The sequence below is a fragment of the Pseudocolwellia agarivorans genome, assembly GCF_002000085.1.
In the GTDB taxonomy this organism is placed as follows: Bacteria; Pseudomonadota; Gammaproteobacteria; order Enterobacterales; family Alteromonadaceae; genus Pseudocolwellia; species Pseudocolwellia agarivorans.
Window position 1 is genome coordinate 374,266 of sequence record NZ_MUZU01000002.1, and the last position, 20,530, is coordinate 394,795.

General features: G+C 35.4%; 18 protein-coding genes. 5 read left to right on the forward strand and 13 right to left on the reverse strand.

Translation table 11 applies throughout. The annotated features are described in order from the left end of the window. Window positions 1-32: 32 nt before the first annotated feature. The 4 genes from B0X80_RS04685 to B0X80_RS04700 all read right to left on the reverse strand — a co-directional run bounded on the left by B0X80_RS04685 (window position 33) and on the right by B0X80_RS04700 (window position 3,347). Entirely contained in the window at window positions 33-587 is a 555-nt protein-coding gene (locus B0X80_RS04685) for a TetR/AcrR family transcriptional regulator (RefSeq protein WP_077338633.1), read from the reverse strand. After that, complete coding sequence (locus B0X80_RS04690; protein WP_077338634.1) at window positions 584-1,105, reverse strand: DUF2867 domain-containing protein; 522 nt, start codon at window positions 1,103-1,105, stop codon at window positions 584-586. Before B0X80_RS04690 ends, B0X80_RS04685 begins: the two co-directional genes overlap by 4 nt. Before the next feature lie 119 nt (window positions 1,106-1,224). Then, a complete protein-coding gene (locus B0X80_RS04695) occupies window positions 1,225-1,842 on the reverse strand; it encodes a LysE family translocator (protein ID WP_077338635.1) in 618 nt (205 codons plus the stop codon). A gap of 11 nt (window positions 1,843-1,853) precedes the next feature. Continuing rightward, window positions 1,854-3,347 carry an alanine/glycine:cation symporter family protein gene (locus B0X80_RS04700; protein WP_077338636.1) on the reverse strand — a complete coding sequence of 498 codons (1,494 nt, stop codon included), beginning with the start codon at window positions 3,345-3,347 and terminating at the stop codon, window positions 1,854-1,856. Between the two features lie 123 nt (window positions 3,348-3,470). Here B0X80_RS04700 and B0X80_RS04705 point away from each other — a divergent pair, with 123 nt between their 5' ends. Further along, window positions 3,471-3,917 (forward strand): Lrp/AsnC family transcriptional regulator, encoded by a 447-nt coding sequence (locus B0X80_RS04705; RefSeq protein WP_077338637.1) that lies wholly within the window; start codon window positions 3,471-3,473, stop codon window positions 3,915-3,917. A 9-nt stretch (window positions 3,918-3,926) separates the two neighbouring features. Here B0X80_RS04705 and ctlX read toward each other — a convergent pair whose 3' ends face one another. Next, complete coding sequence (ctlX, locus tag B0X80_RS04710) at window positions 3,927-4,853, reverse strand: citrulline utilization hydrolase CtlX (RefSeq protein ID WP_245825400.1); 927 nt, start codon at window positions 4,851-4,853, stop codon at window positions 3,927-3,929. A gap of 1,510 nt (window positions 4,854-6,363) precedes the next feature. Here ctlX and B0X80_RS04715 point away from each other — a divergent pair. Next, on the forward strand, window positions 6,364-6,867 hold the full coding sequence (locus B0X80_RS04715) for a hypothetical protein (RefSeq protein WP_077338638.1): 504 nt from the start codon (window positions 6,364-6,366) through the stop codon (window positions 6,865-6,867). A gap of 892 nt (window positions 6,868-7,759) precedes the next feature. On the opposite strand, the gene B0X80_RS04725 is transcribed toward B0X80_RS04715, so the two are convergent. The 3 genes from B0X80_RS04725 to B0X80_RS04735 all read right to left on the reverse strand — a co-directional run bounded on the left by B0X80_RS04725 (window position 7,760) and on the right by B0X80_RS04735 (window position 10,654). Then, a complete protein-coding gene (locus tag B0X80_RS04725; protein ID WP_077338640.1) occupies window positions 7,760-8,803 on the reverse strand; it encodes a family 16 glycosylhydrolase in 1,044 nt (347 codons plus the stop codon). A gap of 290 nt (window positions 8,804-9,093) precedes the next feature. Then, entirely contained in the window at window positions 9,094-9,636 is a 543-nt protein-coding gene (locus tag B0X80_RS04730) for a hypothetical protein (RefSeq protein ID WP_077338641.1), read from the reverse strand. A 559-nt stretch (window positions 9,637-10,195) separates the two neighbouring features. Further along, the gene (locus tag B0X80_RS04735) at window positions 10,196-10,654 is read right to left on the reverse strand and encodes a YehS family protein (protein ID WP_077338642.1); all 459 of its coding nucleotides are present in this window, start codon (window positions 10,652-10,654) and stop codon (window positions 10,196-10,198) included. A gap of 429 nt (window positions 10,655-11,083) precedes the next feature. On the opposite strand from B0X80_RS04735, the gene yghU reads away from it, so the two are divergent. Then, on the forward strand, window positions 11,084-11,941 hold the full coding sequence (gene yghU, locus B0X80_RS04740; protein ID WP_077338643.1) for a glutathione-dependent disulfide-bond oxidoreductase: 858 nt from the start codon (window positions 11,084-11,086) through the stop codon (window positions 11,939-11,941). A gap of 242 nt (window positions 11,942-12,183) precedes the next feature. Here the strand turns inward: yghU and secF are convergent, their stop codons facing one another. The 3 genes from secF to B0X80_RS04755 form a co-directional block, all read right to left on the reverse strand. After that, on the reverse strand, window positions 12,184-13,104 hold the full coding sequence (secF, locus tag B0X80_RS04745; protein ID WP_077338644.1) for a protein translocase subunit SecF: 921 nt from the start codon (window positions 13,102-13,104) through the stop codon (window positions 12,184-12,186). Then, window positions 13,101-14,933 carry a protein translocase subunit SecD gene (secD, locus tag B0X80_RS04750; RefSeq protein ID WP_077338854.1) on the reverse strand — a complete coding sequence of 611 codons (1,833 nt, stop codon included), beginning with the start codon at window positions 14,931-14,933 and terminating at the stop codon, window positions 13,101-13,103. Before secD ends, secF begins: the two co-directional genes overlap by 4 nt. Window positions 14,934-15,164: 231 nt before the next feature. Then, complete coding sequence (locus B0X80_RS04755) at window positions 15,165-15,608, reverse strand: hypothetical protein (protein WP_077338645.1); 444 nt, start codon at window positions 15,606-15,608, stop codon at window positions 15,165-15,167. 341 nt (window positions 15,609-15,949) lie between these two features. Here B0X80_RS04755 and B0X80_RS04760 point away from each other — a divergent pair, with 341 nt between their 5' ends. After that, window positions 15,950-17,209, forward strand: a complete 1,260-nt coding sequence (locus tag B0X80_RS04760; RefSeq protein WP_077338646.1) for a D-amino acid dehydrogenase — start codon at window positions 15,950-15,952, stop codon at window positions 17,207-17,209. 8 nt (window positions 17,210-17,217) lie between these two features. After that, complete coding sequence (alr, locus tag B0X80_RS04765; protein WP_077338647.1) at window positions 17,218-18,321, forward strand: alanine racemase; 1,104 nt, start codon at window positions 17,218-17,220, stop codon at window positions 18,319-18,321. A gap of 105 nt (window positions 18,322-18,426) precedes the next feature. Here the strand turns inward: alr and B0X80_RS04770 are convergent, their stop codons facing one another. Both B0X80_RS04770 and B0X80_RS04775 read right to left on the reverse strand, forming a co-directional pair. Then, a complete protein-coding gene (locus B0X80_RS04770) occupies window positions 18,427-18,993 on the reverse strand; it encodes a methylated-DNA--[protein]-cysteine S-methyltransferase (RefSeq protein ID WP_077338648.1) in 567 nt (188 codons plus the stop codon). Continuing rightward, the gene (locus B0X80_RS04775; protein ID WP_077338649.1) at window positions 18,993-20,381 is read right to left on the reverse strand and encodes a DNA-3-methyladenine glycosylase 2 family protein; all 1,389 of its coding nucleotides are present in this window, start codon (window positions 20,379-20,381) and stop codon (window positions 18,993-18,995) included. Before B0X80_RS04775 ends, B0X80_RS04770 begins: the two co-directional genes overlap by 1 nt. Window positions 20,382-20,530 lie beyond the last annotated feature (149 nt).

The window sequence follows — 20,530 nt, forward strand, 5'->3', positions numbered from 1 at the left end:
CTAAAAACATTCATTCGTTCTCTCTATTCTTTTTATAATAGATCTTCTATAAATTTCTTTGCTCCTAACGATGTCACGCGTAAAATAGTTTCTACAGACAATTTAGGATAAATTTGCTGCATTCCTAAAAAGCTTGAGTAAGCCATAACAGCCATGTCTTCAGCCATTGCTTTTTCTATTCCTAAATCAATATAACATTGTGCTAAATACTCTTGCCTTTGCGTATCAATAACACCTAAATGTTTAGCGATAGAAACTTCTTTCAACGCCCAAGCTCTAAGATGTAATTCGGTCAATAAATTATGACCTGCAATTATAGTATCTAGCTTTTGTAGCCGCTCTATTGGAGAAGATTCAGTATTAGCCTGCTCAATAAAATCTAAGGTCATTTTCTTAAACCAAAAATCCATGAGTTGCTTGATAAACTCTGCTCTATTTTTAAAGTGATGATAAAACGATCCTTTCGATACGCCTTTTTCTTCACACAAAGAGATTATTTTTAAAGCATCAGGACCTTTTTTTACTAATATAGTTAAAGCGAAATTTAACCAATCTTCTTTCGAATGACTTGTCTTTTTATTATTCATATTCTTCCTGCTTTAATCGCATTACTTATAACAGTTCTGGCAATAACATAATGAAACGGAAGAATAGCGTTTACATAAATACGGCCTATTAATGTTTTTTGATTAACTAAAGTAGATACAATAATATCGTTTTCATTTAGCGCTACAGATAAGTAAAACATCATGTGTTTGTCTTCAGCAAACGAAATTATTTCATCGTTATATTTTTCAGTTATAGTAAGGAAACCCGCTTTATCACCTATCGATAATTCCTCAGTTTTAGGATTCACCCCCTCTTGAGCTACTTCAAATCCAAAAAACGCAACAAGGTAATTTCTTATACGCATTAAAACGTTAACCCAGCTAGGTAAATAAGCAAAAATTCTGTACTGTATTTGACTCGGTGTAAGTGCTTTATTATTTCGCTTAACGCCTAAAGCATCTCTAAAATGATGATTAACTACTTTTTGATCAAGGCGATCATTAAAAGGTTTATGTAACGCTTTTATGTTGGTAAAAATATTGGCAAAAAATTCCATGTATTTAACTCCTTTACCTTTGAAATAAACATACCATACAGTATGGTATGTTTATTTCAAAGATATTTATGAAAAACAGCTATAAAACTTGATGATAAAGAACAGAACGTTGAACGAACTTAGCTTAACACTAACCAAATACCGACTAATATCATTAGGCACCCTGCAATAATATTCATCCATTTAATATTATCACCACGGTTTAAAAACAAGCGTAGACTTTTACCACCTGTGGCATAAGCCATCATGCTGATAAATTCAGTACAAATGATCACGCTTAATAGTACTAATAATTGAGGAGCGAGGTCATAATTAGCGTTAATAAAAGGAGGTAATAAAGAAACCATAAAGCCCCAGCCTTTAGGGTTTGCTATGGCGGTTATAAAACCTTGATAGAATAAGGCGCTTCTTTTGATGTTGGTTTGTTGGCCTGTTGAGGCAGACATTTTACCTTTTGAGCGACACATATTAACCCCAATATAAACAAGGTAAGCGCCACCAATCCATTTAAATGCAAGAAACACATCCGGATAATTTAGCATTAAACTCGCTACACCAATAACGGCGGCAGTAGCAACAAGAGAAACGCCGATAAGTTCGCCTATCATCATCCACATTGTTCGGCGAATACCTACACTCATGCCTAATGTCATTGCCAAGGTCATACACATACCAGGGGTTATGGACACAAAAAAGAATGTAGGTATAAATACCAATAAAATAGATGAGTCAAACACGCTAACCCGCTTTATTTATTTTCACAGTAGGTATTTTGGTATTTTTTCAAATCTCTTTTAACTTGAGGTGCGAGTAAATAAAGACCAATAATATTCGCGATTGCCATTGAGAAAAATGCAGAATCTGAAATTGCAATAATAGCGCCTAAACTTGCTGAAGCTCCAATAATCGTTGCCGAACAAAAAATCAATTTATACAACATAGCTAACTTTTTAGATTCGCCAAATACAAAAGCCCACGCGATAGAGCCGTAATAAGCCCAAGAGATCATAGTTGAAATCGCAAATAACAAAACACACACACTAAGCACGTAAGGAAACCACCAAATAACACTGGCAAATGCGTTTGAAGTTAAAGTAACACCACTAATACCATCTACATTTTGATAACTTCCGGTAATAACAATAACCAGTGCAGTAATTGTACAAATAACTACGGTATCAATAAATGGTTCAATTAAGGCAACATAACCTTCTCGCACAGGCTCTTTAGTTGATGCTGTTGCATGAGCAATAGAAGCTGCCCCCATACCCGCTTCACTAGAGAATGCTGAACGTTTAAAGCCTTGTAACATAACACCAATCATACCACCTACCACACCTGTAGGATTAAATGCACCTTCAAAAATCAGAATAAATGCATGAGGAATTTCTGCGTAGTGGTAAGCCAAAATAAATAAAGCCGCCGATAAATATATACCTGCCATTAACGGCACAACTTTCTCAGTAACTTTAGCAATACTTTTAATACCGCCAATAATAACTACACCAATAATAACGGCTAAAATAGTGCCAAATACCCAACCATTACTTGCCCAAAAACCTTGTTCGCTACCTAATACACTTACAAACTGCTGATAAGCTTGGTTAGCTTGCAACATGTTACTACCGCATAACGAAGCAACAATACAACAAACAGCAAAAAAGTAAGCGAGTGCTTTACCTGATTTATGATGACCTAGTTGTGATAGACCTTCGCTTAAGTAATACATTGGACCACCACGTACTTCACCTGCGGCGTTTATGTGTCGGTATTTTACCCCTAATGTACACTCTAAAAACTTAGTCGACATTCCCAGAAAGCCAGCCAGCATCATCCAAAAGGTAGCACCTGGTCCACCAATAGAAACAGCAATAGCAACCCCTGCAATATTACCTAAACCTACCGTGCCAGAAATAGCGGTAGCTAATGCTTGAAAGTGCGTAGTTTCACCGGGATCGTTTGGATCAGAAAAGTCTCCTCGAATAACTCGGCAAGAGTGTTTAAAGCCTCTGATATTAATGAAACCAAAATAACCAGTAAACACAACGGCAGCAACAATAAGCCACATAACAATTAATGGAGCGTCGACTCCACCTAAGTTAACGGTGTAAAAAATAATACTGGTGAATACATCGGCGATGGGTTGAAGCATTTGATCAACTTGCTGATCTATAGATAAATTTTCGGCTCGAACATTAAAACTTAAAATCAATAAAACAATACTTGTGGCGAGTTGTTTCATCCAACATCCTATTTTTATTCTTCGTATTTAACTTATTATTACATAGTATTTTGCTACTAATTAGTTATATTTTCGACTAATATTGATATTTATTATAACAATATAAACACAGTTGGTGACACTATGAGTACTTTAGATAATATTGATCGACAATTAATAAGTTTACTTCGAACGGATGCTAGAACTCCTGTATCAACTTTAGCCCAAAAAATTAAAGTGTCGCGGGCTACCATTCAAAACAGAATGAGTAAGCTAGAAAAAAATGGCGTTATTACCGGATATACGGCACTTGTTTCTTCCTCAACCAATCAAAACATGTCGTTAATCAGAGCTCATATGAGTATCGAATTAAAAGGCATTACCACTAAAAAAATAAAACTAGCGCTGAAAACTGAACCAAGTATTTGTGCCATTCATACAACAAATGGCCACTGGGATATGATCATTGAATTACAAACAGATTCACTTGAAGAATTAGACAAAATTCTCGGGAGAATTAGAAGTATTCCTGAAATATCGTCTTCAGAAACCAGCATATTACTGACTTCTGAACGCATTAGATCGGCATAATAGAAACAATCAACTCTTTTTAGGTAGATGAATTCCTGCAATCATGCAACGAATAGAGCCTCCTGCTAATTCTACAGTCGAAACATCAATGGCAATAATATCAACAAACTCTTCTATCGTGGCTACTTGTTCTGGCTGTAAAGAGTTAACGCCTGTTTGAGACATAACTAAAAATTGGCCTTTTTCACTTTCTACTTCTATGGCATTACCGGCAAACTGTTCAATTTGCTCTTCAGATAAAGTAATAACAATTTTTCCGCTTGCTTCTATAGTGTTCACGATAGTTTTACGCTCAACTTTGTCTTTAATCATATCTAAAGCAATTAAAACAAAATCAGTTGCAACACACATAAACACATTCGTGTGGTAAACAGAAACGCCCTTTTTATCAAATGCATCAAAAGCAACGCCTTGATAACCAAAGTCTCTACAAAAATGACCTAACGCAGTAATATCCATCCGATTAGACTTCACTGCATAAGCAATTCTATTACTATGATCTAACACCATAGAACCTGTACCTTCTAAATACAGTTCCTTTAACTCAAAGTCTGAATAGTCAACAACTCGACTTACCTTATATGTACTTGAAAGAAAATCAATAATATCAGCTCGCCTTTCAGCTCTTCTGTTATGGCAATACATAGGGTATACCCCTATGTCACCATTATGGTGTGTTGAAAACCAATTATTAGGAAAAACAGAGTCAGGTGTTACTGTGGTTTCATCATCAAATAAATGAACAATTATTCCGTAGTTTTCTAAAGTTTTGGCTGCATTAGAAACCTCATCAAAAGCCCGCTTGGACAACTCTTTAGCATCAATAGCGCTATTATTTGTTTGAAAACTATTATCATTGGCGGTTTCAGGGTTTGGACGAAAATAATGTGGGCGTATCATTACAACGGATTTTGGCGCTTGTGCTAAATTATTTATCACTTCATTTCCTACTAATTATAATAAAACTTAATTAAGTAGAAATTTTATAGTGTATTAAAGCTAACATTTAGTAAAAAATTACAGTCAAATAGTTAAAAAAGCAAACATATTGCTAACAGTAAATCCCATATTTGACACAATAATAATATTTAATAGAAAAACAATAAATCCAAGCATGCTATAAGTTAATAAAATTAATCTATTAGATGATAAATTCCCGTTTGTGATAGGCACTAGCGATCGGTATTCTGACCTTGTTTTGAAATCTCCCCGATTTCTTTTAACGAAATGTTGTTTTGTTTGAATTTGTATAATTTTTGGGTATCTTCGGATACCCTTTTTTTTGCCTGCCACTTTATTTCATCACACACTTATTTTGCCATCAGAATAATTTATACGTTACCCAAGTTTAATCACTACAAAACAGCCCTATGTGTTTTATACAAAAAATATAAGTGAATATAATTAATCTATTAGATGATAAATTCCCGTTTGTGATAGGCACTAGCGATCGGTATTCTGACCTTGTTTTGAAATCTCCCCGATTTCTATTAACGAAATGTTGTTTTGTTTGAATTTGTACAATTTTGGGTATCTTATGATACCCTTTTTTTTGCCTGCTACTTTATTTCATCACACACTTATTTTGCCATCAGAATAATTTATACGTTACCCAAGTTTAATCACTACAAAACAGCCCTATCTGTTTTATATAAAAAGCATAAGTGAATATAATTAATCTATTAGATGATAAATTCCCGTTTGTGATAGGCACTAGCGATCGGTATTCTGACCTTGTTTTGAAATCTCCCCGATTTCTTTTAACGAAATGTTGTTTTGTTTGAATTTGTATAATTTTTGGGTATCTTCGGATACCCTTTTTTTTTGCCTGCCACTTTATTTCATCACACACTTATTTTGCCATCAGAATAATTTATACGTTACCCAAGTTTAATCACTACAAAACAGCCCTATCTGTTTTATACAAAAAATATAAGTGAATATAATTAATCTATTAGATGATAAATTCCCGTTTGTGATAGGCACTAGCGATCGGTATTCTGACCTTGTTTTGAAATCTCCCCGATTTCTTTTAACGAATGTTGTTTTGTTTGAATTTGTATAATTTTTGGGTATCTTCGGATACCCTTTTTTTTATCTGTAATTTAATACTTTCATAAACGTTTAACTAACCACTCCCAACTTTATTCCCATTACTCTTTTATTATTTAATTAAAAATTTCAGCTAAAAATAAAAACTGATAACACTATGTTTTATGACAGAACACATGTTCATCAATAAAGCTATTAGAAGTATATACCCGTTACCAATCAAGAGGCTATTTCAGAGCACCTTCAATGATTACGGGTATAAAAATCACCTAAAATATTAAAGATGAATTTTCTTCACTCATGGCATTTATTTTAATCGTTTGTCGCAGTCACTCAAATTAATTACATTTACTCCGTCATCACGGTGGTGGCATTAAACAAACGGAGAATACCCATGAAACTTAAACCTTTACTATTAACAACACTTATTAGCTCGACAATACTTGCGGCTCCATTAACAGCAGTAGCGAGTGAAACAAACCTGAAAGTTGCAGTAATAAAAGATGCTGCCGCTAGCGAGTCAATTCTTAACGGTGAATACAAAGAAGTGATTGCTAACCTTTCAAATAAAAGCCAAGATTTTGAAGAAAGCACAACCTTATGTGTAGCTTACTTAAAATCAGATAACGAAGAAATGTCTGAAACAGCATGTACCGCAGCCATAAGAAGTGCAAAAAAGTTAGATGCTAGCAGTAAAAAAATGCGTTACCTACAATCTATTAGTTACAACAACCGTGCGGTTGCTCGTTACTTAAAAGATGATATGAGTGGTGCAATGAGCGACTTAGCTTTAGCTAAATCTTTAGATAACAACCCGTTAGTTCAAGAGAACTTATCATTAATCAATAGCAAAGTTGAGCTAGCTGATGATACTAATTACTCAACCTACGCAGACTAAACATTAAGAGGAATATATGTTTAAAAATATAATAACAATAAATATTCTATCCATTCGACAGCAAAGGGTGTGAGTGATAGTTAGAAAATAAGGTGGTAAAACTTAAACTTGTTAGTTAAATACCGAGTGTAAGCTAACAGATTACCACCTTATAACTACTACCTCACAACTCCTTTAATAAATACTTTCCTTAAAATTCACACCTTGTCTGTAAAATCACTTAAAAAAACAAACCCAACCTAGACTCTGACTTTCGGTTATATATACCCGTTACCAATCAAGAGGCTATTTCAGAGCACTTGAGCGATATCAATTCAAGGCAATGCTTTGCAATAATGGTCGTTCCCTTATAAAAAGAATTAACGAAGAAGTAATTTTGCTCAAGCGCTTCTTCGATGGGTCTAAAAACAATTTATGCTTCGTTATTAACTTTAGTCAGGTTCCTACATGGATGTAGGATATTAGGGTAACGCAGGAGCAGTTACCGAGAATAACCATTACTGAAATTTAATGCCTTGCATACATGGATGTATGTACTTAGATTTCGTCTGGAACATGAAATCTGTGCCTAAATTGTTTTTAGTTCCCACTGAAACCTGCATCTTGAATGATAACGGGTATAACACAATAAATGTAAGTAACAGAGCTAAAAATTCTGTTGTTGGTGCTGCATCCCCCCATACAGAAAAAAACAAAGGTAATATAAAAATTAAGGGCAATGAAAAACAATAGGTTTTCATTAAACCTAAAACATCCGCTCACTTGGCATGAGTAATTACTTAAAAAAGCGATTTGTCATCTATCTAGATAAAGCTTTCTAAATAAAAAAGGAGCTCTATGAGCTCCTTTGAAGTTATTGGATCGTGAGTACACAACTAACACATAGTAAAACTTATTGTTGCTCAGCCTTTTGCCAAACACGTACGTATTCTATTTCGTAATCAACAACGCCATCATCTTTCTTACCTTCTGGGCTATTGATTTCCAGCTCTTCTTTACTTTTTGGGTAACCCACCCAAGGAAATACTTCTTGATCTAACCAAAGGTTAATAGGATTAGTTGCTACATAGCCATTGTAGTCTTCTGGAACGTCTCGGTTCTTTTTAGCCCAAGCAGTAACTTCTTCCGCAGTAACTTGGCTAAATAATTTACCATCCACAAAGTATTTAACACCGGTTTCATCCCATTCAATACCATAAATATGGAAAGCATCAGCTACCCTAAAGCCTAAATCTTTTTTCTCTGTATAAGTAGGTTTACCTCTAAGGTTTTTCCAATCACGAATAGACCACCAAATTTGACGATCTAAATGCTCTTTACCTGGTTCACTGTGGTAGCCAAGCAGTTCAAAAAAATCAAACTCTAAACCTTTGCCCATAGACCAAAATGCGCTTGTGATCTCTGCGTCAGCCGCTTTGCTTTTTATTTCAATATAACCGTACTTGAACTCTTTTCTTGAAATAATACAAGCGGTAGTAATGTTTGCATAAGCCATTGGCTCACCAAAAACTGGCTTATGAATTTCTTTAATGAAAGGAAAGTCAGGCTCCCAACGAGTTTCAAGAACTAACTTACCGTCTTCTAAACGATAATTCCTACCTGAGAATTGAGAAGGCGCACGTCCTGTCCAAACCTTTTTGTTAGGTTTGTCTGGGTGTTTATAAACAGGTTTACCGTCTTCAAACTTACCTACAATATACCAACGATCTTCGTCGAGCGTTTCAGCGTCAAACTCATCACTAACAACGCTGTTGTATATCCATTGGCCTTTATTTTCAGGATCTGAAAAAGGAAGTGCTGCGATACTGCCTACTTTTGATAGCTTTTTGTCGCCAGATGAATCCAGAGTAGAATTACATCCAGCTATAGATAATCCAGCAACTACAAGTACTGCAATACAAGTTGAATTTGACTTAAGTCGGTTTATTATTTTCATGTTATTTTCACTTTTATTATAATTAATGAACTAATAATAACCAATCAAACATAATATGAATATACATATCATACATACAAGTGTTACAAATCGTTTAAATAAACAAATGTATAGCCAACAGATAATACCAACCGTAATAAATACCTTCCCTAAAGGGAGTCCGTGCTTAGGTTCACTCTGGAACAATGACCGCTGTATTTGACCCTTTACTCTTACTATAAAATAGGTCAATTCATTAATACGTTTGGTATGAGATAGTTTTAGATATGTAAAAGAATATCAAACAAGAATTATTTTAATTGTAACTGCTGTAAGGAATATTGTGGGGTGAGTTCAAAGGCTTGCTCAGCGTTATCACGTTTACGTGTTGCTGTAATTTTGAAGGATTTTTCTTTTACATGTTTTCCAAACAAATCAACCTGAAAAGTTAAAGGTAAATATATATCTTTGAATGTAAATTTCCCTGTAAGAGATAACTGTAATGCCGGCTCTGTTTTACGGCCATGGCTATGACCTAAAATAGATTTAAGTAGCAGATCTTGTAGCGCTAAAGCACCTGTTGTATCCCTAAGTATAATGTGCTTTTTAATCGTATTTTCAATAAGTGACTGATGAAAATCAAATTCTTCTTGCGATATATTACCATCATGATCGTCATCTATATTCTTAAAAGCAGAAACAGGCACCGATAACATGATAAACACATCATTACCAATAATGTCTAATGTCCCCTGCTGCGCTTGCACTGTATGTGCTTGATTGGGCAGAACAATTAAAGCACTTAATGCAATACCAATCACCATAATTAAAGCGTACTTAGAGATGAATTTCATACTTATCCTTCTTAAATATATTAACTTTCCATAATTAACATCACTTCAGGTAAAGTTCTTTAACGTGGTTTACGTAATAAAATTTATAGATCACCCTACTATTATAGCGAGTATTGAATAATTTCCACCCCGCTTTTTACAAAAATCACATCAATGCCATAGTAATAATATCTACAATTCATTTATTTGGGTGGGCTTTAGTCACATTAAAAAGGTAAGGATAGAAAGAAATTGAATCAAGAGTAGGTCAGGTTTATGCTTTAAATACAAAAAATCACTAGAACGTGTTGACCTTTCGGTTGTTATTTTTTCAAATTAAGCACGATTTAATCTAGGCGTTGCGATTACGTCATAGTTATTCTCTATAAAAGCGCAACAACAATTAAATTTCGTTTAAATACACCTTAAAACACACTCGTTTAGCATCTGCTTCATCCTTTTTAAGTAGAACAACTACCTATCAAAAGCGAAGCCTTGCATAAATGCCAAACGAACTGTTTCAAAATATACCGCAAAGCTCAACACCCGCTAAAGTAACTATTTTACGTGAAATAAAAATTTACTTTTCGTGTTTAATTTTAAGGCCTGTTAAAAACGCTGATAAAACGTCATCAGAACATTCTTTATAATGTTTGTGATTTACGTTTCTAAAAAAGGAGCTTAACTCGTATTTACTTAATGTTATTTTACCTAATTCTAAAATGGCAATAACATCATCAGCTTTTAGCGTTAAAGCAATTTTAAGTTTATTAAATATTATATTGTTATTCAGGCTAACTTCTGCTGCACGTTCAGGACCGTCGCTTGGCCCACGTTGATCTACAATCAAACCATTTAAAAACCCGGCAAACTCAACATCAAGCAACTCTTTATACGTAGGGTCATTTTTTTCTACAAAAATTTGAGTTAATTGATCTGCTGATATTTCACAGTGACCAAGCCCAAATACAGAACATATTTTATCATTGCTAAAGTCGAAAATATTACACACACGTTTAAGAGTTACATTATTTATCATTAAATTGCCTAAAGGTAAAAATTGCTTTGAAAGGTTTTTCAAAATATTGCAGCATTATAGCCCATCTAGAGAGTATTACGCCTACACATTTTTAAAATATATGCGCAACAATAAGTTCTCTTTTCTTTATATCAACGAACTTAAGTTATTTATGTTTATTACATTGTATAAAATAAGACGATTTACATGATACTTGCCCTAAACGAACTACCTCTAATTAGAGGTAGTTTTAGACCCCTCCGCCCCCTCGATGAATAGATTGTTACAAACAAAGGTTGAACGATTATTCAAGTAATTCTATAGTGTTGTTAATTCGCGCTGATAAACATTGAATATCATCAGCAATCGGTCAACAACCGAGCCTGTATTTTGATACATCATCAAAGACAACTCACACTTAAAAATTCAACAAAATGCTAGGAGAATATGATGGAAAACCAATACACACCACCTAATATTTGGACTCACGATACTGAAAGTGGCGGCAAATGGGCAAGTATTAATCGTCCAGTTTCAGGCTCAACTCATGAAAAAATCCTACCTGTTGGTAAGCATGCCCTACAACTTTATTCTATGGGTACACCTAACGGCCAAAAAATAACAATTATGTTAGAAGAGTTATTAGCATTGGGCAAAGATGCTGAATACGATGCTCACATGATAAACATTGGAGAAGGTGATCAATTTTCGTCAGGTTTTGTGGCTGTTAATCCTAATTCAAAAATTCCTGCTTTAGTTGATCACTCAAATGAAGTGGCTGAACCTATATTCGAATCGGCTTCTATTTTGGTTTATCTAGCAGAAAAATTTAATGCTTTATTACCTGAGAAAGGAATTAAGCGAACACAAGTATTCAATTGGTTATTTTGGGTGCATGGTGCAGCTCCTTATTTAGGCGGTGGTTTTGGTCATTTTTATTCTTACGCACCAGAGAAATTTGAGTACCCCATCAACCGTTTTACTATGGAAGTTAAACGCCAATTAGATGTATTAGACAAACAATTAGCAAAAAATGAATTTATCGCAGGTGATGAACTAAGTATTGCAGATATTGCTACTTGGCCTTGGTATGGCAACTTAGTATTAGGTCATCTTTATGATGCTAAAGAATTTTTGCAAGTAGATGATTACACACATGTACAACGCTGGGCTAAAGCAATGGCTGAGCGTCCGAGTATACAACGTGGTCGTATTATCAACCGAACTTGGGGCGAACCATGGGAACAACTTGAAAACCGCCATAATGCTGAAGATGTTGATAAAGTACTCGCGTTAAAGCTTAAGTAATAAATTATAATACATATTTTATAGCTAGATAACGCTTCTATTTGAGCATGCGTTATATTTTGAGAACAGTTCTTTTGGTATTTATGCAATGCTTAATTTTTTATAGATAGCTATTCTACTTAAAAATATAACGCAGCAAAAATAGTAAACGGGCCTTGCCTAACAAATCCATTTAAACAAATAAGTGTGCCTATTAAATTACAATAGGCACACTACAAATTAGGCATTTAATACCCAATCGATTAAGGTAACGCACAAACCTCTTCTTCTTGTTTATTATAATAATCAGCAGACAATCCAATTAACTGTGGAACTGTTGCTGAAATAGTAATTGATGAAAAAGTACCAATCAAAATTCCCGTAAACAATGAAATAGCGAAGCCTGATAACGACTCCCCTGCAAATATCCATATCGCTAGAATAGTTGCCAGTGTTGTACCTGAAGTGATCAAAGTTCTTACAATAGTCGATTTAATTGCTAAGTTAACAATATTTTCAATACTGGCGCCTGAATTACGTTTCATTATTTCACGAATTTTATCGCCGACAATAATCGAGTCATTGAGTGAATAACCAATAATCGCCAGTAAACTAGCCACAATAGTTAAATCGAACTTAATACCAAGCCAAGCGAATAGCCCAAGAACCACAATAACGTCATGACACAAAGCTATAACAGAGCCCGCAGCTAAACGCCATTCAAATCTAAACGACAAGTAAAGCAATATAACGATTACAGCCGTTATCAAAGCGAGTCCTCCTTGATCAATCAGCTCATCTCCCACTTGGCTACCAATGTAGATAGAATCTTGCGGTGTAATGTTTAAGCCACTTTGTTGAGAAAAGTCAGTTAACCAACTTTTACCTTTTAAACTAATATCGTTATCGGCTTGCTGTACGCTCCAATGGGTACCATTTTCGGCTGAAGCTAAGCCAAATGTATCGGGTAAATAGTCGGTTAATAAGGTTTCCATGTCTGCTTTATTCACAGACTCTTGAGTGGTAAATTCTGTTAAATAACCACCGGTAAAGTCTAAACCTAAATTCAAACCTTTACTCAATACGCCTGTTAGAGAAAAAATAACTAACGCTGCGGCAAAATATAAGCTGATAACACGAAATTTACTTAAGGTTTCTGTTTGATTTAAAAGAAAGTTGTTCATAGTTTTACTCCAAGTAACTGAGACTTGTTTTCACGAATAGAAAAGTTAGTTAATGCTTTGGATACGAATACGCCAGTAAACATGCTGGTTAAAATGCCTAAACATAAAATAATGGCGAAACCTTTTACCGCTCCGTAACCAATGGCATATAAAATAATGCCTGTGATCATTGTGGTAATGTTTGCATCTAAAATCGTTGAAAAAGCATTATTATAGCCATATTCAATCGCTGAAAGTACTTTACGACCGCGTTTCAATTCCTCTTTTATCCTTTCAAAAATAAGTACGTTAGTATCAACCGCCATGCCGACCGTTAACACCAAACCAGCAATACCCGGAAGTGTTAGTACCGTGCCAGGTAATAAAGACATTAAACCAAGTAAACTCACCAAATTTAAAGCTAAAGCTACGTTAGCGATCAAACCTAAACTGCGATACCAAACAAACATAAACACTAAAGTAATACCTATGCCTATGCTTAACGCTTTAATACCGTTGTCTATATTGTCTGCGCCTAAAGTTGCTTCAATACTACGTTGCTCAACAATCGTTACAGGCGCTGTCAAAGAACCTGCACGCAGCAATAACGCTAACTCTTGCGCTTCTTGTGGGCTCGACATATTGGTAATACTGAATTGCGCCCCTAAATGTTGCTGAATCGTTGCAACGTTAATTACTTTGCTCTTCTTCACCATCACATCGTTAACATCACGATAAAACTCAGAAAAAACAGTCACCATTGGCTTGCCGATATTCTTCTTAGAGAAGTTAGACATTTGCTTTCCGCCAACATCATCTAAGGTCAAATTAACTAACGGCATACCCATTTTGCCAACGCCTGAACGTGCATTTTTAATATGGCTACCAGAAAAAACCACTTGGCTGTTCATGCGAAGTCGTTGACCATTCTTATCCGTCATTTGAATAATGCCCGCGGCTTTTGAATTTTCAGCCAGTTGGTAAAAGTCTAACGAAGCCGTTGCACCAATAATTCTTTTCGCTTCTTCAGGATCATGAACACCCGGTAATTCAATGCGAATTCTGTTTTTACCCTGCTTTTGAGTTACTGCTTCGGTAATACCTAACTCTTCAATTCTGCCACGCATAGTTTTAAGGGTTTGGGTCATAGTTTCTTGACGAAACAGTACTTGTTCTTTCTCTGAATAGGTTAAAACAACTTGGTTATCATCAAGTTTATTTTGGCTCAGTTCAGGGTACGTTTTCTTAATTTCAGACAACAACGTGCCTTCACTTAACTGCTTTGCAGAAGAAAAGTTAATGACAATTGAATGATTATCTGGCTGAGCTACTTTGCTTAAACGAATGCGGCTATCAATTGCTAACGTTTTAACATCCAAAGCGATACCCGTTAACTTATCGAATAATGCGCGTTCAGTATCTACATCAAGTACAAACAGCACACCACCACTTAAATCTAAACCCAGTTTAATGGGCTGACCATGTAACATTTTTAACCAAGTAGGCGCTGTATTTTCTGTCACGCTTTCAATAGAAAAACTATCGCTAAGTTCAGCGCTTAAAAGCTTTTCAATGGCTTTTTGATCCGCTTCGTTCGATAGCGTGATAGACGTTGTTGATGCTGATGTTCTTATCTCATCAATGGCGAGGTTGTTCTTAGCTAACAAAGTATTAATTTCTTGTGCAGATACTTGTTCAGCTTGGCTGTTATTGTTAACTAAATTAACCGTTAACTTGTCAGAATATAAGTTAGGTAACGCGCTAACTATCATAAATAACAATATGAAGATAATGACAATGTTCTGCCATTTTGTGTGTTTTACGTGCTTTTTATTACGTGAATTCATCATAAAATCTCTAACACCCATTCCATAAATTCTTAATAAGGCAATGAAACAGATATAAATCAAATAGCACCGTACTTTGCTCAAACAATTCAATTAAAACCCAGCTAAGAAGTTAGATTTATAGATCGCAAGTACAGTAAGTCACTGATGATAAACATCAGCATGGAAAATTAACTTGATTGATTTGCTGTTCAGAAAATACAGATATGTACTTTCATAAACGCATTTTATGAATTAACTGTGGTAAGTCGTTCGAGAAGAATACAAAGAGTTGCCGTCTTTCCAACCAGAAAGTCGAGATGAATTGCTGCTATGACTTAATTGTTCAAACCATGGTGTTATTACAGGAGGATTCGCTAAATGCTTGAATATACAGGCGTTAAGTTTAATTTTGAAAAACTCAACAATAAGCACATATTCAGGACTGTTTTGAACTTCAACAGAAAATAACGAAGCGTTAAGCCTACTAGAACTTGGCAAATTATATAAAACTTGAGGTGCTTCTGTATCTATACTTGAATCTTCTTCTAAGTCTAGATCAGAAACAGTTTGCTGTACTAACTGAGAAATATTCTCATGAAATAAATAAGCATTATGATTAATTTTAGAGATCGGCAAAGCACCAGCTGTTTTAGCCAGAACTAATAAAAACAATAAAATTGTTAATTTACGCCACATGAAAATAATCCCACCGCTTAGATAGTTTATTATATGGCTCTTTTTTTGAGTTTCAACGAGCTTATTCACTTAAATTAATATGTTTTATTTAAACAGCTAAATACGACTTAAAAATGAATATTGCGCTATTAACATTTGTACATTAAAACGTCACACAGGTTCGACCACTTACATTTTCAGATTAAAGCGCTGCTTTTATTTTTAATTTGGTTTTTTATCCTGAAATCTCTGTAAATACCAACATTAATCATTATTGATGTCATCTATCATATCTTTTTTTAACTTGTATCCATTTGAATAATAGATGAATCAACTGGGTATAAAATTATTGTGAGGTATGAATGAAAATTTTAGTCTTAGGCTCTGGTGTTATAGGAGTAACCAGTGCTTGGTATTTAGCTAAGTCTGGCCATGAGGTTACAGTGGTGGATAGACAATCAACGGTAGCTAACGAAACAAGTTTTGCGAATGCAGGTCAAATTTCTCCAGGCTATTCAGCTCCGTGGGCAGCACCGGGTATTCCAGCAAAAGCAATGAAGTGGCTTATGCAAGAACTTGCGCCTTTAAAAATTAACGTAAAAGATTTTGATCTAGAAACCATCGCGTGGATGACCAAAATGGTCGCTAATTGTAATGGCAAAGATTACCACATAAACAAATCAAGAATGATGCGAGTAGCGGAATACAGTCGTAACTGTTTAAGAGAACTTCGTAACGAAATTTCTATTAATTACGACCATAGAACGCAAGGCACATTGCAATTATTTCGTACGCAAAGCCAAGTAAAAAGCTCGCAAAAAGACATTCAAGTATTAAACGAAAGTGGCGTTGATCATCAAGTATTAACCCCCGACGAATGCTTAATGTACGAACCAGCCCTAAAACATACTATTCATAAAGTTGTTGGCGGTATTCGTTTACCCAATGACGAAACAGGTAACTGTCATATGTTTGTAACCCAATTAGCTCAAGAATGCGAAAAGTTAGGAGTGAAGTTTGTTATGAATACCGACATTCAAAAACTCAATAAACAAGGCGATGTATTAACTAGTGTATCAACAAATAAAGGGGAATTTATTGCCGATGCTTATTTAATGGCTTTAGGTTCATACTCTACACATATGCTGGCTGATATCGGAATAAAAATCCCTGTTTACCCGATAAAAGGCTACTCGCTTACAGTACCTATTGATGATTTTTCAGCTGCACCTGAATCAACCATTATGGATGAAACATACAAGGTTGCGATCACTCGATTAGGTGATCAAATACGAGTGGGCGGCACAGCAGAAATCACCTCTTATAACTTAGCATTATCAGAGAAACGTCGTAAAAATATCGAGTTTTCGATTGCTGATTTATTCCCTCATGCAGCTGATTTAAGTAAAGCTGAATTTTGGACAGGATTAAGACCTATGACACCAGACGGCACGCCTATTTTAGGTAAAACGGGTATCGACAATTTATTCCTAAATACAGGTCATGGCACTTTGGGCTGGACTATGGCAGTTGGCTCAGCGAAGTTTGTTAGCGATGTTATTAGTAATAAACCACCTGACATTGATGAAACGGGCTTATCAATAGCACGTTACAGACATTAGGAGGATATATGGCTAGGACAGCAACTGCAGTTATTAAATTAAATGCAATTAAACAAAATTATTTATACGCAAAATCACTCGCTAAACCCGCTAAAGCTATTGCAACCGTTAAAGCAAATGCCTACGGACACGGAGCTATTGAAGTCGCCACAGCATTAGCCGATGTTGCTGACGCCTTTGGTGTTGCATGCATTGAAGAAGCAAAAGAGTTACGTGATGCGGGTATTAAACAACCTATTTTATTGTTAGAAGGTTTTTTTACCGCCGACGAATTAACCTACATTAGTGAAAACAATCTATGGTGCGTAATACATACACAATATCAGCTTGACGCCATTAAAAAGGCTCAACTTACTAAGCCAATAAATGTTTGGTTAAAAATGGATTCAGGTATGCATCGTTTAGGTTTTTTACCTGATGAGTACGCGCATGCTTGGCAGCAATTAGATCAAATGAATCAAGTTGATCAAATTGTACACATGAGCCATTTTTCATCGGCAGATGATGTAAACTCTTCGGCAACTCAGCGTCAAACAGCACTATTTTTAAATACAATTAACCATTTACCTGGAGCCATTAGTTTAGCTAATTCATCAGCTATTTTAACAAACGCAGTTAACTCAGCTAATACGGTTCGTGATATTAAAAACAGCTGGATACGACCGGGAATTATGATGTATGGCGCTTCGCCTGTAGAAGATAATGACATAGCTAATACACTAAAACCCGCTATGTTATTTAATGCCAAAGTTATTGCTCAACGCACCGTTAATATAAACGATGGCGTTGGTTATAACGCATTATGGAAAGCTAAAAGCACGACACAAATAGGCACAGTTTCTATTGGATATGCAGATGGTTATCCTAGGCATGCAGCCAACGGCACTCCTGTTTATATTAATGGAAAAAAGAGCCGTATATTAGGTCGAGTCTCTATGGACATGTTGATGGTTGATTTATCTATGTTCGAAGGTCAAAACTGTGTAGGTTTTGATGTTGAGCTATGGGGAAATAATATTTTAGCGAACCAAGTTGCTAAGTACTCAGAAACAATTGCTTACGCTTTATTTTGTGGTTTAACACGCCGCGTTAATAAGCAATACATAAGCTAAACATAGGTCAGCTAAACGGTATTAGATAAATAATATTTAACCTCGTCATTGTTCGAGGTTAAATATTTTTATGAGGTCATCGTTTAAGTTAAAAATATAAAGTTCTTATAAAAACTCTGTTTTTGACTGTCTTGCATTGATCACATTGTTAACATCAAGTTTCTGGGTTTCTTTAGATGCTTTTACTTCAATCCCCTCATGATTTAATAACCATAGCTTACGTTCAATTCCGCCAGCATAACCCGTTAACGAACCATTAGAACCCACCACTCGATGACACGGTACAATGATGCTAATAGGGTTTCGACCATTTGCCCCTCCAACAGCTTGCGAACCTTTAGGTTTATTCACCATTTTTGCAATATCAAGGTACGATACCGTTTTACCAAAAGGTATTGTAGATAAACACTGCCATACACTTTTTTGAAATTCAGTTCCTTTAGGATCTAACGGTATATCAAATTGGCTTAGTTCACCTTTAAAATATTGCTCAAGTTGCTGTTTACATAACGCGGTATAGTGATTAGGCGATATATCCCCGCTTTCTTCACCACAAAAAATAACATGAGCAAGGCCGTTTTCTGTCGTTTTACATTCAATTAATCCTAAAGGCGAATTAAAATAATCGATGTATGTTTTAGTCGATGTATTGGTACGCGCTTGAGTATTCATTACAGCTGACTCCATAATTGAAAGGTTAAATAGCTACGCCATGGCGATACTTGCTCAGGCGAGAAATCGGCTTTAAATTGTGTTTTAAGTTGTTCCATTGCTTTTTTCACGCCTAAGTCTCCTGCTAAAAATATATCAGGATCACTTAAACCTCTAAGCTGTGCGTATTCTACAGTCCAAGGCCCTATGCCCTTTAATTTAAGCCACTGACTGGGGTCGTTAGGTGTATCGCTAGTTATAAAATGCTGAGCTAAGTTTCGTAGGGTTTGTTTACGTGAACCGGGCATTTTAAAAAAATCTAACTCGTTATTAGCAATAGCTTCAGGCGTTGGAAATAAATAACGAGTGACTTTATTGTTATCAAGTTTATTTCCTAAATTAACAACTAAGGTTTCAACTAAATTTTTTGCAGCATTAACTGATATTTGTTGCCCAAGTATGGCTCTTATGCCAGCTTCAAACATATCCCAAATACCGGGTAATCTAATACCTGTGTTGAGCTGAAAATCTGTAACAAAACTCTGCTGCAGATCGTGCTCTACTGCTTGCATATCTACATTTAAATCTAGAACACGTTTAATGTTGTTAACAATGCCTTTTAAGTGTTTTACATCGTCTAGCCCTATAGTTACGTCAAATCTATTTTTACCATTAACATGTGTTGCAGTAAAACTTCCTTGGGTATCTAACCACGTAAAATTTCGGCCATAGCTATTTTTTTCGCACCACTCAAGTCCTTTAATTGCTCTGGCTTTAAGTAAATTTTGCATATATGGCCAATTAAATGGAGGTCTGTAATACAATTTAAGTTGTAGTGTATTTTGCTTGTTGCCTCCCGATTTACGTAATGACGATGGTGTTAATTGAAGTTGCGATTGAAAACAGTCGTTAAATCGTCTAATGCTTGAAAAACCACTTGCCAACGCCACTTGCGTAATAGGTAATTGCGTTTGATGTAGTAGCTGCTTGGCAAATAAACACTGTTGATAAAGGGCGTATGCCTTAGGCGACATACCTAAATGCTTATCAAATAATTGTCGTAAATAACGATCACTAATGCCTAATCGTTCTGCGAGTTTAGGTAATGAGCTTTGTTGCAAAGCACCGCTATCAATTAAACAAATTGCTCTGTCGAGTGTTGCGTTTACGCCTTTCCATGCAGGTGAATTTGGCGCACTGTCTGGCCTACAACGTAAACAAGGACGAAAACCTGCATTTGCGCATTCAACCGCGCTTGAAAAATACAGAACGTTTTCTTCTTTAGGTGGATAAACAGGACAAATAGTTCGGCAATATATTTTAGTGGTTTTAACTGCCGTAAAAAATTTACCGTCGAAACGCGGGTCGCGAGATAATCGAGCTTTTTGGCAAATTTTAACGTTTAACATAACGACCTAAGATAAGTGTTTTTGATAACGACATCATAACGAATTTTTTAATAAAAACTGGTCATTATCGGAACTGAATGTTTATAAAACAAAAAAACGAGCCGAAGCCCGTTGTTTAAATTGACGAATATAAAAACCAATACATACTT

Excerpts from the sequence above, each read along its gene's own strand:
- B0X80_RS04685 (WP_077338633.1), bottom strand. The coding sequence starts at position 587 with ATGAATAATAAAAAGACAAGTCATTCGAAAGAAGATTGGTTAAATTTC.
- B0X80_RS04690 (WP_077338634.1), bottom strand. The coding sequence starts at position 1,105 with ATGGAATTTTTTGCCAATATTTTTACCAACATAAAAGCGTTACATAAA.
- B0X80_RS04700 (WP_077338636.1), bottom strand. The coding sequence starts at position 3,347 with ATGAAACAACTCGCCACAAGTATTGTTTTATTGATTTTAAGTTTTAAT.
- B0X80_RS04705 (WP_077338637.1), top strand. The coding sequence starts at position 3,471 with ATGAGTACTTTAGATAATATTGATCGACAATTAATAAGTTTACTTCGA.
- B0X80_RS04715 (WP_077338638.1), top strand. The coding sequence starts at position 6,364 with ATGAAACTTAAACCTTTACTATTAACAACACTTATTAGCTCGACAATA.
- B0X80_RS04725 (WP_077338640.1), bottom strand. The coding sequence starts at position 8,803 with ATGAAAATAATAAACCGACTTAAGTCAAATTCAACTTGTATTGCAGTA.
- B0X80_RS04730 (WP_077338641.1), bottom strand. The coding sequence starts at position 9,636 with ATGAAATTCATCTCTAAGTACGCTTTAATTATGGTGATTGGTATTGCA.
- B0X80_RS04735 (WP_077338642.1), bottom strand. The coding sequence starts at position 10,654 with ATGATAAATAATGTAACTCTTAAACGTGTGTGTAATATTTTCGACTTT.
- yghU (WP_077338643.1), top strand. The coding sequence starts at position 11,084 with ATGGAAAACCAATACACACCACCTAATATTTGGACTCACGATACTGAA.
- secF (WP_077338644.1), bottom strand. The coding sequence starts at position 13,104 with ATGAACAACTTTCTTTTAAATCAAACAGAAACCTTAAGTAAATTTCGT.
- secD (WP_077338854.1), bottom strand. The coding sequence starts at position 14,933 with ATGATGAATTCACGTAATAAAAAGCACGTAAAACACACAAAATGGCAG.
- B0X80_RS04755 (WP_077338645.1), bottom strand. The coding sequence starts at position 15,608 with ATGTGGCGTAAATTAACAATTTTATTGTTTTTATTAGTTCTGGCTAAA.
- B0X80_RS04760 (WP_077338646.1), top strand. The coding sequence starts at position 15,950 with ATGAAAATTTTAGTCTTAGGCTCTGGTGTTATAGGAGTAACCAGTGCT.
- alr (WP_077338647.1), top strand. The coding sequence starts at position 17,218 with ATGGCTAGGACAGCAACTGCAGTTATTAAATTAAATGCAATTAAACAA.
- B0X80_RS04770 (WP_077338648.1), bottom strand. The coding sequence starts at position 18,993 with ATGAATACTCAAGCGCGTACCAATACATCGACTAAAACATACATCGAT.
- B0X80_RS04775 (WP_077338649.1), bottom strand. The coding sequence starts at position 20,381 with ATGTTAAACGTTAAAATTTGCCAAAAAGCTCGATTATCTCGCGACCCG.